The organism is Sphingobium sp. 22B, assembly GCF_001580035.1.
GTDB classification, from domain to species: Bacteria; Pseudomonadota; Alphaproteobacteria; order Sphingomonadales; family Sphingomonadaceae; genus Sphingobium; species Sphingobium fuliginis.
In genome coordinates this window covers 34,337-46,637 of the sequence record NZ_LTAB01000012.1, presented here as the reverse complement: position 1 = coordinate 46,637, position 12,301 = coordinate 34,337, and the positions used below count along the sequence as shown (strand labels likewise).

10 protein-coding genes are annotated in these 12,301 nt (G+C 67.4%); 1 reads left to right on the top strand and 9 read right to left on the bottom strand.

The annotated features are described in order from the left end of the window. Positions 1 to 241: 241 nt before the first annotated feature. Positions 242 to 1,480, bottom strand: a complete 1,239-nt coding sequence (locus A0J57_RS12815) for an MFS transporter (RefSeq protein WP_235600866.1) — start codon at positions 1,478 to 1,480, stop codon at positions 242 to 244. A gap of 119 nt (positions 1,481 to 1,599) precedes the next feature. Here A0J57_RS12815 and A0J57_RS12810 point away from each other — a divergent pair, with 119 nt between their 5' ends. After that, positions 1,600 to 2,697 carry a helix-turn-helix transcriptional regulator gene (locus A0J57_RS12810; RefSeq protein WP_235600865.1) on the top strand — a complete coding sequence of 366 codons (1,098 nt, stop codon included), beginning with the start codon at positions 1,600 to 1,602 and terminating at the stop codon, positions 2,695 to 2,697. 20 nt (positions 2,698 to 2,717) lie between these two features. Here the strand turns inward: A0J57_RS12810 and A0J57_RS12805 are convergent, their stop codons facing one another. The 8 genes from A0J57_RS12805 to hflK all read right to left on the bottom strand — a co-directional run bounded on the left by A0J57_RS12805 (position 2,718) and on the right by hflK (position 12,297). After that, positions 2,718 to 4,052: a cell wall hydrolase gene (locus tag A0J57_RS12805; RefSeq protein ID WP_061936426.1), complete on the bottom strand. Its 1,335-nt coding sequence runs from the start codon at positions 4,050 to 4,052 to the stop codon at positions 2,718 to 2,720. Positions 4,053 to 4,082: 30 nt separating this feature from the next. Next, positions 4,083 to 5,000, bottom strand: coding sequence for a cysteine synthase A (gene cysK, locus A0J57_RS12800; RefSeq protein ID WP_044661642.1), 918 nt, complete (start codon positions 4,998 to 5,000; stop codon positions 4,083 to 4,085). Continuing rightward, positions 4,997 to 6,301 (bottom strand): MFS transporter, encoded by a 1,305-nt coding sequence (locus A0J57_RS12795; RefSeq protein WP_061936423.1) that lies wholly within the window; start codon positions 6,299 to 6,301, stop codon positions 4,997 to 4,999. Before A0J57_RS12795 ends, cysK begins: the two co-directional genes overlap by 4 nt. A 174-nt stretch (positions 6,302 to 6,475) precedes the next feature. After that, positions 6,476 to 6,919, bottom strand: coding sequence for a hypothetical protein (locus A0J57_RS12790; RefSeq protein ID WP_061936420.1), 444 nt, complete (start codon positions 6,917 to 6,919; stop codon positions 6,476 to 6,478). A 15-nt stretch (positions 6,920 to 6,934) separates the two neighbouring features. Then, a complete protein-coding gene (locus A0J57_RS12785) occupies positions 6,935 to 8,560 on the bottom strand; it encodes a helicase HerA-like domain-containing protein (RefSeq protein WP_061936417.1) in 1,626 nt (541 codons plus the stop codon). 146 nt (positions 8,561 to 8,706) lie between these two features. Beyond that, positions 8,707 to 10,215, bottom strand: a complete 1,509-nt coding sequence (locus A0J57_RS12780; RefSeq protein ID WP_025548759.1) for a Do family serine endopeptidase — start codon at positions 10,213 to 10,215, stop codon at positions 8,707 to 8,709. Between the two features lie 109 nt (positions 10,216 to 10,324). Continuing rightward, positions 10,325 to 11,170, bottom strand: coding sequence for a protease modulator HflC (gene hflC, locus A0J57_RS12775; RefSeq protein WP_025548757.1), 846 nt, complete (start codon positions 11,168 to 11,170; stop codon positions 10,325 to 10,327). Beyond that, positions 11,170 to 12,297: an FtsH protease activity modulator HflK gene (gene hflK, locus A0J57_RS12770; RefSeq protein ID WP_173664354.1), complete on the bottom strand. Its 1,128-nt coding sequence runs from the start codon at positions 12,295 to 12,297 to the stop codon at positions 11,170 to 11,172. Before hflK ends, hflC begins: the two co-directional genes overlap by 1 nt. Between the last annotated feature and the right edge of the window lie 4 nt (positions 12,298 to 12,301).

The window sequence follows — 12,301 nt, the reverse complement described above, 5'->3', positions numbered from 1 at the left end:
CGCAAAAAAGTGCGGGCCGGGACTGTCCGATCCGCACTGTCAGCGTCTTGTGACCCGCCGTTTTCGCCCAATCCCGCCGGTCCCGTGCGCTAAACGAAGCCGGTCCCCGGGCGATCCGGGGGACGGTTCCCGCACGCCCGAGGGCAGTGCAAGAGCCGGATTTGAAAGACCCATATAGGCTCCATGCCCGCGCTTGTGAAGGGGGCAGGTCTGTTGATTCTGGCGGTTGATGCGTCTTGTCTCATCCATTCGAACGCAGGCATGCGGGTTGCCGCCGCAACGCATTGCCGCCCTGTGACGAACGAACCGATGCGATAAGCGGCGCGGCGGCCAGTGCGAGTGCCGCATAGACCGAGACGGGCAAGCCGTAACCGCCGCCCGCCGCGCGCATCTGGTCTGTCCAGAGCGGCGCCAGCGCGCCAACCAGGCTGATGATCGCGGTGTTGAGGCCGAGCAGCCGGGGGAACGCCTCCGCCTCCGCCGCGTCGGCGAGCAGCATCGATCCCGACTGGCCCGGCAGCGCGCTCGCAACGCCCCAGAGAAGGACAAACAGCCAGACCCCGGCCATGTCCATCATGCGGACCCCCAGCAGCGCCATGGTCCCCGCGGCCAGCAGCAGCGCCGTCGCGGTCAGGCTGCGCCGCGCGCCGAGCCGGTCGGCCAGCATGCCGCCCATCAACAGGGCGGGCAGGCCGAGCAGATTGGCGCTGCTATAGGCGAGGACCGCCGTGGATTGGCTCAGGCCCTCCGCCATCAGGCTGTCCACCGCCGCGAACAGCACGCCGTTGATCGCGAGCTGCAACAGGGTCATGGCCAGCACGATCCGGAGGAAATTCCCGGTCCGGATGGCTGCCGGGGGCGCGGTCCGCTCCACCGGCATCGGCCCGGCATCCGTCCGGTCCCCGGGGACGAGCAGCACCAGCAGGGGGCAGGCCAGCACGATCGCCGCCGAGCAGAACAGCATGGCCATGCGCCAGGTCCAGAAGGTCATGGCCGCCGCGACAAATGGCGGGATGACGGCGCCCGCGACGACGGCGGCGCCCAGAAAGACCGCAAGCGCCAGGCCGCGCCGCGCCACATGATGCCGCGTGATGACGGCGATGCCGGGCACGATGGTCGATGCGCCCACGCCGAAGCCCGACAGCGCCATGCCCGCCATCAAGGCCGTTCGCTGCTGCGCGATGGCGGCGAGCGCGAAGCCGGCCGCACTGAGCAGAACGCCGATCAGCAGCACCGACCGGACGCCGGCTTTTCCCATGGACGAACCGACCGCCAGGCTGGCAAGGCTCATCGCCAGCAGGAACGCGGTGGCGCCGCCGCCCGCCTGCCCCCCGAAATCGGCCGCGATCCCGGGCAGGAGCACGCCCAGCGACATCAGCGTGCACCCCTGGACCAGCAGCGTCATGGCCGACAGGGCGAGGACCGGAAGCCAGGCGCCGTCTGCGGAAAAGCGCGGGAGGAGGAGCAAGGGACGCGGCACGACGGCAGCTTTATCCGTTTTTCCAGCAATTTGAATGGATCGGTGTCCGATTTGTGCAATGCGGTAGGGCGCAATTGCGTATATTCCGCATGGGGACGTGGAGAGATCGGGGCAAAGCTGTGATCCGGACGGAGGATATTTACGACGCGGCGACCGACGACGGCGCGTTCGACCGGCTGGCTTCGGCGCTGGCCGACGCGGTCGGCGCGCGCTCGGGCGTTCTGCATTGGGGCCGCACGCCCCAGCATGTCGCGGAAATCTCCTACTCCGGCTATTTCACCGATGCGCAAATGGCGCTTTACGACGAGGAGTTTCAGGACGACGACATTTGGGGCGTCGCGCTGGACCGGGCAGAGGCGGTCAATCGCGTCTGGAACGTCGAAGCGCTCGTACCGACCCATGCCTATGAAGGCAGCCGCATCTACAATGAGTGGATCAAGGGCATGGGCGACGACACTTTCCGTTGCCTGGGCGGCGTGATCCGGAAGGACGGGACGACCGGCCATATCGGCCTGCATCGGGGCCGCGCGCAAAAGCCGTTCAACGAGGGCGAAGTGCGGGCGATGCAGGACAGCATCGATCATATCGGCCGCATGTTCGCGATCCGCAGCAAGCTGGACCGCGCCAACCATTATGGCCGTTCGCTGCACGCCACGCTCGACATGGTGGGCCATGCCGTCTTCACCCTGCGCGCCAACGGCGCGCTGATCGACTGCAACCAGATGGCGGACGCGCTGCTGCGCCGGGGCGATGCGCTGAGCTTGCGTCAGCGGCAGTTGAAGGCGCGCGATCCCCGCGACGACGAAGCGTTGCAGGCCGCCTTCAGGGCTGCGACGGCCCGGCAGGGTGGACAGGCGAGCGCGATCTTCGTCCATCGCGAACGGGGCCTGCCCTATGTGCTGTCGATCGCCGCGGTGCGGGTCGGCATGGAGCGGCAGATCGTCGCGATCGCCACCGATCCCGCCGACCGGGACCAGAGCCTCGCCAGCCGCATCCGATCGCTTTACGGCCTCACCAGGGCGGAGGCGGAGGTGGCCGAAGCGCTTTGCCAGGGACGGGGCCTGGAAGACCTGTCGCAGGAACGCGGCGTGGCGCTCAACACCGTGCGGACGCAGATCAAGAATATCTATGTGAAGCTGGATTGCAGCCGCCAGTCCGAACTGGTCGCCCGCATCGGCGCGCTGCCGCGCCTGAGCGGGTTCGAGGACATGGAATAGTAGGTGAGACGGAGCGCCCTTCAGGGTTGGGCGGGCGCCGTCACGGCCGGCGACGGCGGCGCGATCTTCACCACTTCGAAGCGTTCCTTGCGGCGCACGCCCGCCAGTTCCGGCGCGGCGGCGGGCGGCGGCGGGGCTGCCGCCCTGGGGTTCCGCTGGAGCATGCATTCATCCTTGTTGCCGCGCGGCGTCTGGAAGCAGTTCCAGAGCGAGCGCTGCAATCCCGTGGCGCTGTTGTGGATATAGGCGAAGGCCATGCTTTCCATCTGGTCGCCCGACAGAGGCAGGCCGCCCGGCGCAGTTCCCGCTCGCCAGGCCATGATCCGGCATTCCGGGCGCCCGGCGCAGAAGGTCTGGGCCATGGTCGGCCAACTGTCGGGGGAGATGGCGCGCCCCAGTTCGACCAGAAAACTCCTGGCCCCCGGCGCGATGGCGATGAGCCGGACGCCGGCCATCGTCCGGCCCAGCGAATCCGCCCCTATCGCCTGCTGCGGCCGGGCGGCGAGGTCGGCTACCGTGCCGCCGGTCAGGGCAGGCGGGGACAGACCGGCGGGCGCATCCGGATCGCCCTGGTGCGCGGCGGACAGGCGCGCGATGCGCTGCACCAGCGGCTCGCCGCTTTCGCCCGCGCGGCGGAAGGCGGGGGGCGTGCCCCACCAGCCCCGCCAGCGGAAGAAGAGATGGGTGCCCACGGACGTGATCTTGTCCAGGCTGCCGCTCCAATAGGGCACGACCCAATCGGTATGATAATGGGTGGCGTAGCCGACCGGCTTGTACACCTTGCCCGCCAGGGCCGCCCGCGCGATGTCCCGCGCCCTTTCCCAGGCCGCCTGTGTCGGCGTGCGGGCGAGTGCGCCGTCGCAGGTGAAGGTGAACTGGCACCCCGTCGCCCGTTCCTGCCCCTGGAAGACGACGCCGCAGACCGTCTTGGGAAAGGCGGGATGCCGCACGCGGTTCAGCACCACCTGCGCGACGGCCCGCTCGCCCACGGCATCGTCGCCTGCCTCGTAAAGCTGCGCGGCGGCCAGGCAGTCCGTGGCGCGGGCAAGGTCGATGGGCGATCCTGAGAAGAGGAATGGCCGCGCCGCCGGATTGGGCAGGCGGGAGAAGGGAATGGCGGCGTTGAAGGCCCGCGCCTGATCGCGCTCCAGCGCATAGACCTCCACCGGCGCGACCGCCGGCGGCGGCGTGGCGGGGCGCGTGAGCCGGGCGGCGGCGACGGCTTCCGGGCGCGGCCTGCCGGGAGGCACCCGCGCCTCCCAGGCGGAAACCATAGCGGGCAGGCCGACGAACAGCACGAGCCAGAGCAGCCACATCGAACGATGCGGCTGGCTGGTGGGGTTTGCGTCGGTCATGCCCGTTCCGGCTCTAGCCTGTGTCTGGCCTTATTCGGGCAGGAAGTCGGGCACCGACAGATAGCGTTCGCCGGTGTCATAGTTGAAGCCCAGAACGCGGCTGCCCGCCGGGAGTTCCGGCAGCTTCTGATGGATGGCGGCCAGCGTCGCGCCGGAGGAGATGCCGACCAGCACGCCTTCCTCCCGCGCAGCGCGGCGGGCAAATTCCTTGGCGTCGGCCGGATCGACCTGGATCACGCCGTCCAGCAACTGGGTGTGGAGGTTGGCGGGGATGAAGCCCGCGCCGATCCCCTGGATCGGGTGAGGACCGGGCTGGCCGCCGCTGATGACATGGGACAGGGTCGGTTCGACCGCATAGACCTTCAGATGGGGCCAGAGCTGCTTGAGCACCTGCGCGACGCCGGTGATGTGGCCGCCGGTGCCGACGCCGGTAATCAGCGCGTCAAGCGGCGAGTCGGCAAAGTCCGTGGCGATTTCCTGCGCTGTGGTGCGGACATGCACGTCGATATTGGCGGGGTTCTCGAACTGTTGCGGCATCCAGGAACCGGGGGTCTGCTCGACCAGTTCCAGCGCACGCTCGATCGCGCCCTTCATGCCCTTTTCCCGCGGCGTCAGGTCGAAGCTGGCGCCATAGGCCAGCATCAGCCGGCGGCGTTCCAGGCTCATGCTCTCGGGCATGACCAGGATCAGCCTGTAGCCCTTGACCGCCGCGACCATGGCCAGGCCGACGCCGGTATTGCCGGATGTCGGTTCGATGATGGTGCCGCCGGGCTTGAGATCGCCCGACGCCTCCGCCGCCTCGATCATCGACAGGGCGATTCGGTCCTTGATCGACCCGCCGGGGTTGGACCGTTCGGACTTGATCCACACCTCTGCATCACCGAACAGCCGGTTGACGCGGATATGCGGCGTGTTGCCGATGGTTTCCAAGATACTGGATGCCTTCATTGCACTTTCTCCTGCGTGGGCTCGGCCGCCCTTGTTTCGGGTGGGTCGAAGGTACGGGCAAGGCGGAGTTCTGGAAAGAGCTTCGCCCAGATAAGGGTTATCACGATGGCGCCGATCCCGCCGCCGATCACCGCCGCGACCGGCCCGACCAGTGCGGCGAGGAAGCCGGACTCCGCCTCGCCCAGTTCGTTGGAGGCGGAAATGGTGAGCTGCGACAGGCTGGATACGCGGCCGCGCATCTCGTCGGGGGTGTGAAGCTGGATCAGCGACTGGCGGACATAGACGGACACCATGTCGGCCGATCCCAGCAGGATCAGCGCGCCGATGCCGACTTCCGGCGCGATGGCGCGGGGCAGGAAGGCGGTCGAGCCGAAGACGATCGTGGCGATGCCGAAGAGGATGACGGCGCCCAGCATCTTGAGTCCGACTTCCGTCTTCATCGGCCGGAAGGAGAAGAAAAGGGCCGTGACCCCCGCGCCGATGCCGGGGGAAGCGGCGAGATGGCCGAGGCCGGCCGAACCCACATGCAATATGTCGCGGGCATAGACCGGGAGCAGCGCCGTCGCGCCCGCCAGCAGCACCGCGAACAGGTCGAGCGTGATGGTCGCCAGAACCAGCCGGTTGGTGCGGACATAGGTGAGGCCGTCGATCATCTGGCGCACCGGGTGCCGGCTGGTGTCGCGCGGCGGCTGAGGCACCGGGCCGATCAGCATCATGCAGAGCAGGGCGACCGTAAACAGGCCCGACGCCAGCGCATAGGCCCCCCAGGGCTGCATCGCATAGGCATAGCCGCCCAGCGCCGGGCCCGCGATCATGCCCGCCTGCCACACGACGCTGGAAATGGCGATGGCGTTGGGCAGCAGTTCGCGCGGGACCAGATTGGGGGCGAGCGCGCTATAGGCCGGGCCATTGAATGCACGCGCGACGCCGACCAGGGCGGCGATGCCGAAGATCAGCGGCAGGCTGACCCAGCCCTCATAGGTGGCGAAGGCGAGGACGGCCGACGCCAGCACCAGCAGCAGCAGGGTGAAACGGGTGATCAGGCGCCGGTCGAAATGGTCGGCCACCCATCCCGTCACGGGCGTCAGGAAGAAGAGGGGCAGGAACTGCGCCAGCCCGATCAGGCCGAGCTGGGCCGAGGCGGCGCCGGTGCTCATCGTTTCGCGGGCGACATTATAGGCCTGCCAGCCCAATATGATCATCATGCTATATTGCGCCAGAACCGTCGCCAGCCGCCCCAGCAGATAGGCCCGGAAATTGCCGAAGCGCAGGGGATGGGCGGGAACCGGGGGGCTAAGCATGCGCCCTCCTTAGCGCCTGCACAATGATCCTCGCAACCGCGGCGGTAGAGAAAAGGCGCAGCAATATTTGGGGCGGTGATGGTCTGGCTTTAGAGGAGATCGGGCCTGTTCCCCATGCGATTGGGCATGGCGGCTTTCGGCTGGGCAGGCTTTCCGTGTCGGTGGGGTCGAACCCTATCGATCCGGCTGCAACAGGATGCCGCTTACCGATCCATTGCGCACGGAGCAGACGAAGGGCACCGACCGCCGGCCGTCGAACGGACCGACTTCGCCTTCCACTTCCCAACCGGTGGACATGGTGCTGGCGGCGATCCGTCCCAGGACCTTCGCGCCCGGTCCTGCCTCTTCCCGCGCCTTGGCCGCGCAGGCATTGCGGGCTGCCGTGGCGGTCTGGATCGGGCCGTAGCCGGGCGACACATAGGGTTGGCGTCTGGCATCGCGTTCGGCCTGACGATCGCGGGCGATGTCGCTGGCGATGGCGGCGTCCGTGGCGCGGCGCAGGTCGCGATAATCCTGCGCATGGGTGGGCAGGGCAGGCGCCAGACCCAGGGTGCAGATGGCCAGGGTGAAGGTGCCCCGTGTGAAGATGCCTAAGGTGAAGATGATCCTCTTTCGCATGGCATGTCTCCCCGCTTATTTGAACAGGCTGCCCAATATGCCGCGTACCAGTTGCCCCGCAATGCCGCCGGACCTGCGGCTGGACCCGCCGAAGACCGCCCGGCCGATTTCATTGGCGACCTGACGCCCGACGGACGAGGCGGCGGAGCGGGTCGCGGACTGGATCGCCTTGTCGAAGGAGGAGGGCCTGGCGGCTTCACGGGCGGCGGCGGCTTCCTGCCGCGCCTGTTCCTTTAGCTGGGCCTCGCGCTGCTTGGCCTCTATTTTGGCCTGGGCGGCGGCCGCCTTGTCTGCTTCGGCCTGCGCCTTGGCGGCCTGGGCGGCGGCGGCGGCGGCCTGACCCCGGGCGGCGAGGATTTCCTCGGCCGACTCCCGATCGACGGTCGCGTCATATTTGCCCGCGCAGGGCGATATGGACTGGATGATCGCCCGTTCCTTGGCATCAAGCGGGCCTAGGCGCGACCGGGGCGGGGCGATCAACGTGCGCTGGACGATGCCGGGCGAGCCGTCCTCCTGCAGCAGCGACACCAGCGCCTCGCCCACCTTGAGTTCGGTGATCGCGGTTTCGACGTTCAGGTCCGGATTGACGCGGAAGGTTTCCGCCGCCGCCTTGATCGCCTTCTGGTCGCGGGGGGTGAAGGCGCGCAGGGCGTGCTGGACCCGATTGCCAAGCTGGCCCGCCACATCTTCCGGAATGTCGATCGGGTTCTGCGTCACGAAATAGACGCCGACGCCCTTGGAACGGATCAGTCGCACCACCTGTTCGATCTTGTCGGTCAGCGCCTTGGGCGCATCGTCGAAGAGGAGGTGCGCCTCGTCGAAGAAGAAGACGAGGACCGGCTTGTCCGGGTCGCCCACCTCGGGCAGCGTCTCGAACAGTTCGGAGAGCAGCCAGAGCAGGAAGGTGGCGTAGAGCTTCGGGCTCTGCATCAGCCTGTCGGCGGCGAGGACGTTCACATAGCCGCGCCCCTTCTCATCGATCTTCAGCATGTCGTGAATGTCGAGCGCGGGTTCCCCGAAGAAATGGTCGCCGCCCTGGCTTTCGAGCTGGAGCAATTGCCGCTGGATCGCGCCGACGCTGGCCTTGGTCACATTGCCGTAGCGCGCGGACAGGCTGTCGGCATTTTCCGCGCAATAGGCCAGCATTGCCTGCAGGTCGCCCAGGTCGAGCAGCAGCAGCCCTTCCTCATCGGCATATTTGAAGGCGATGGAGAGCACGCCCTCCTGCGTTTCGTTGAGGTCCATCAGCCGGGAAAGCAGCAGCGGCCCCATCTCGCTGACGGTGGTGCGGACGGGATGGCCCTGCTCGCCGTACAAGTCCCAGAAGATGGCGGGATTGTCGGCATAGCTGTAATTGTCGAGGCCGATCTCCCTGGCCCGCGCCACCAGCTTGTCCGCATTTTTGGCGGTGGGGGAGCCGGCCATGGCAATGCCCGCCAGGTCGCCCTTCACGTCGGCGAGGAAGACGGGCACGCCCAGTGCGGAGAAGCTTTCGGCTATGCCCTGGAGCGTCACGGTCTTGCCCGTGCCGGTCGCGCCGGCGATCAGGCCATGGCGATTGGCCCGGCGCAGGTTCAGCGTCTGGGGGATGCCGCCGTCCTTGTCCGGCGCGCCAAGGCCGATGAAAATGCCGTCGCTCATCTCGCGTCATTCTCCCAAAAAGGTGACGGGCCGCGCCCACCGGAGTCTGCCGTCCCCTTTGTAGAGGCGAGGCAGGGCTTCCGGCAAGCGCGACCCGTAACGATCGGCTGGTTTTCAGCTCTTGGCCTGTCCTGCGGCGCGCGCGCTTATTTGTCGCGCAGCCGCACTGGCAGGAACACGGCGGGCTGGCCGCGCCGCAGCACCTGGAGCAGGATCGCGCTGCGGCCCTGCGCCGACACCGCCTTCACCTGCGCGTCGAGGTCCGCCTGGGTCGCGACGGGCCGGTTGTTCGCGGTGATGATGACGTCGCCGCGGCGCAGGCCCTTGGCGCCTGCATCGGTCGAGCCGTCGACGGCGGTGATCACGATACCCCGCGTATCGGCGGCGATGCCGAGCTGGCGGATGATGGTCGAGGTCAGCGGAATGGCCGAAATGCCCAGCGACTGCTGGCTGGCCTGGCCATTATTGGAGGGGTTCTCCTGCTGCTGGCTGAAATCTTCATCCTGGCTCTGAGCGAAGGCGTTGAGTTCGTCTTCGGACGGGCGTTCGCCCACGACAGCCGTCACCGTCTGCCGCTGCCCATTGCGCAGCAGCACGATCGGCACACGTCCGCCGATCGGCTGGTTGGCGACGATGGACGAGAGATTCTGGTCCGGCGTCACTTCCTGGCCGGCGACGCTGACGATCACGTCGCCCGCCTTGATCCCGGCCTTGTCGGCGCCCTTGCCGGGCTCCACGCCCTGCACGAATTCGCCGCGATTCTTGGCGAGGCCAAGGGAATCGGCCAGATCCTCGCCCAGCGGGCTGATCTGGATGCCCAGATAGCCGCGCTTGACGGCCTGGCCCTTGCGCAGCGTGTCGACGATGGGCGCCGCCTGTTCCGACGGGATGGCGAAGCCGATGCCGACATTGCCGCCCGAGGGCGAAAGGATCTGGCTGTTGATGCCGATCACATTGCCGCGCATGTCGAACATCGGGCCGCCGCTATTGCCCTGGTTGATCGAGGCGTCGGTCTGGATGAACTTGTCGTAGGTGCCGCCGGTGCCGCGATGCACGGCGGAAATGATGCCGGCCGTCACCGTGCCCGACAGGGCGAAGGGATTGCCGATGGCGATCACCCAGTCGCCCACGCGCGCCTTGGTGCTGTCCCCGAACTTCACGAAGGGCAGGGCTTTCCTCGGCTCGATCTTGAGCACGGCGATGTCGGTCGCGGGATCGCGGCCCACCAGCTTGGCGGGATATTCCTCGCTGTTGGTCAGCGTGACGGTGATGGAATCGACGCTGGCCCCTTCCGCGCCGGCGGACACCACATGGTTGTTGGTGACGATATAGCCGTCGGCGGAGATGATGAAGCCCGACCCCAGCGATTGCGCCTGACGGGTCTGCGGCCTTCCGCCCGGAGCGCCGAACAGGTCGCCAAAGGGCGTGCCGGCGAAGGGATTCTGCACCTGCACGCGCTGCTTGGTGGAAATGTTGACCACGGCCGGTTGCAGCTTCTCGACCATGTCGGCCAGGCTTGCCGGGGCGCCGGCGGGGGCGGCGGCCTGCATGCCTTCATTCTGCGCGACCTGCGCGCCGACATTGGAACTGGTCGTGACGGCGATGGCCGTGCCGCCGAGCAGCAGGGCGCCGGTAATGGCATAAGCGTAACGCACTCGTGACGGTCCTCTCATGAACTTGCGAAGGAAAGGCGGGACTCTGCGATGAGCGGGATGCGCCGTCTTGCCTTAACCCTCATTGAATGACGCTGGTTCCGTAATGAAATCAACGCCCCTGGAACTGCTTCAGGAAATCATTGTCGCGGGAGAGGACCATGGTGGTCGACCCCTGCCGGTCCGGAGCGAAAGTATAGCGATAGGCCTGCATGGCGCGATAGAAATCGTAGAACTGGGCGTCCTTGCCGAAGCTTTCCGAATAGATGCGGGCGGCGTTGGCGTCCGCCTCCGCGCGGATGATCTGCGCCTGCTTGGCGCCCTGAGCGCGGATGGTGAGCGCTTCCTGTTCCCGCGCCGTGCGCATGCGGGTGAAGGCGCTTTCCAGCGGCGCGCCGTCGGGCAGGTCGGCCCGCTTGATCCGCACATCGACGATCTGCGCGCCATATTGCCGGGCGACGCGGTTCAGGCCCGCCTCGATATTGTCCATCACTTGGCCCCGCTCGGGGGAGAGCAGCGCCGCGAAGGGCCGCTTGCCCAGTTCGTTGCGCAGCGCGGAGCCCAATATCGGGCGCAGGGCGTCCGACACCCGCTCCTCGCTGCCCGCGGCGATGTACATGCGCAGCGGATCGACGATGCGGTAACGGGCGAAGGCGTCGACCTGAAGCCGGAGCTGGTCGGTGGACAGCACCTGCTGCCGCTCCATCTCCACCGACAGGACGCGCTTGTCGATCCAGACGATCTGGTCGATGAACGGCCAGCGCAGGATGATCCCCGCGCCCGTCTTGCCGAAATCCTCGTTGGGGCGATAGCGGTTGATGATCTTCTTGGGATCGCCGAAGCGCACGATCACACCCTGCTTGGTTTCAGGCACGATGGCGATGGTGCTGCCGATCAGCAGCAGCGCGGCGATGGCCAGCAGCGCCAGCGCGACGGGATGGCGGACGAGGTTCTGCATCACTGGCCCTCCACGGTCGCGCTGCCCTGCGCGGTGCTGCCCTGCGCCCGGCGCTTGAGTTCGGGAAGGGGCAGATAGGGCGTGACATTGCCGCTTTCGACGATGGTCTTGTCGACGTTCGACAGGACACCCTCCATGGTTTCATAATACATGCGGCGGCGGGTGACGTCGGGCGCGAGCCTGTACTGCTCATAGACCTTGTCGAAGGCGGCGGCTTCGCCCTGCGCCTTGGCGGTCACCTGCTGCGCGGCGGCGCGGGCTTCGTTGAGATAGGTCTGGGCCGTCTGCTGCGCCGCGGACACCGCCTTGAACGCATCGTTGACGGCGGTCGGCGGATCGGCCTGCTTGATGGCGACGCCCTGCACGCGGATGCCCGAGCGGTAGCCGTCCAATATCTCCTGCATTCGTTGTTCGACCTGCTGCTCGATCTCCGTGCGGCCGGCGCCCAGCGCATCCTCCAGGCTGACGCTGGCGACGACGGAGCGCATCGCGCTTTCGGCGACTTCGCGCACCGACGAGTCAGGGTCGGAAAGCTGGAACAGATAGAGTTCCGGGCTGCGGATGTTCCAGCGCACGGAATAGGCGAGGTCGATGATGTTCTGGTCGCCGGTCAGGACCAGATTCTCGCTTTCCGCCCGCGTCGAGCCGATGTCGATGGTGCGGATTTCCTCGACGTCGACGGTCGTCACATTTTCCAGCGGGGCAGGCAGCGTCAGGCTGATGCCGGGGGACAGGGTGCGGCTGTATTTGCCCAGCAGGGTGACGACGCCGCGTTCCTGCGGGCCGACGCGGTGGAAGCAGGTCAGCACCAGCCACAGCACCACCAATATGCCGATGGCGGCCGGCCACAGCGCCTTGCCGGATGGGCGGGGCGGCAGATTGCCGAAGCCGCCACCCCCCTGGCCGAAGCTTTCCTTGCTGCGGCGGAGCAGTTCCTCGATCGCGGAAGGGCCCTTGGCGCCGGGGCGTCCCGGCTGGGTCCACGGGTTGCGCGGCCCGTCGCTGCCCTTGCCTTCGCCGCCCTTGCCCTGGCCGTCATTGCCATCCGGACCGTCGCTCTTGCCGCCCCACGGACCCTGGGCCATGGCGCTCGCTATGCCCGGCATCCACCCGAAAAATCTCTTCATGCCT

What these genes read in the sequence shown, in the direction of transcription:
- cysK (WP_044661642.1), bottom strand. Translation starts at nt 5,000, where the DNA reads ATGAAGGCATCCAGTATCTTGGAAACCATCGGCAACACGCCGCATATC.
- A0J57_RS12785 (WP_061936417.1), bottom strand. Translation starts at nt 8,560, where the DNA reads ATGAGCGACGGCATTTTCATCGGCCTTGGCGCGCCGGACAAGGACGGC.
- A0J57_RS12795 (WP_061936423.1), bottom strand. Translation starts at nt 6,301, where the DNA reads ATGCTTAGCCCCCCGGTTCCCGCCCATCCCCTGCGCTTCGGCAATTTC.
- hflC (WP_025548757.1), bottom strand. Translation starts at nt 11,170, where the DNA reads ATGCAGAACCTCGTCCGCCATCCCGTCGCGCTGGCGCTGCTGGCCATC.
- A0J57_RS12805 (WP_061936426.1), bottom strand. Translation starts at nt 4,052, where the DNA reads ATGACCGACGCAAACCCCACCAGCCAGCCGCATCGTTCGATGTGGCTG.
- hflK (WP_173664354.1), bottom strand. Translation starts at nt 12,297, where the DNA reads ATGAAGAGATTTTTCGGGTGGATGCCGGGCATAGCGAGCGCCATGGCC.
- A0J57_RS12790 (WP_061936420.1), bottom strand. Translation starts at nt 6,919, where the DNA reads ATGCGAAAGAGGATCATCTTCACCTTAGGCATCTTCACACGGGGCACC.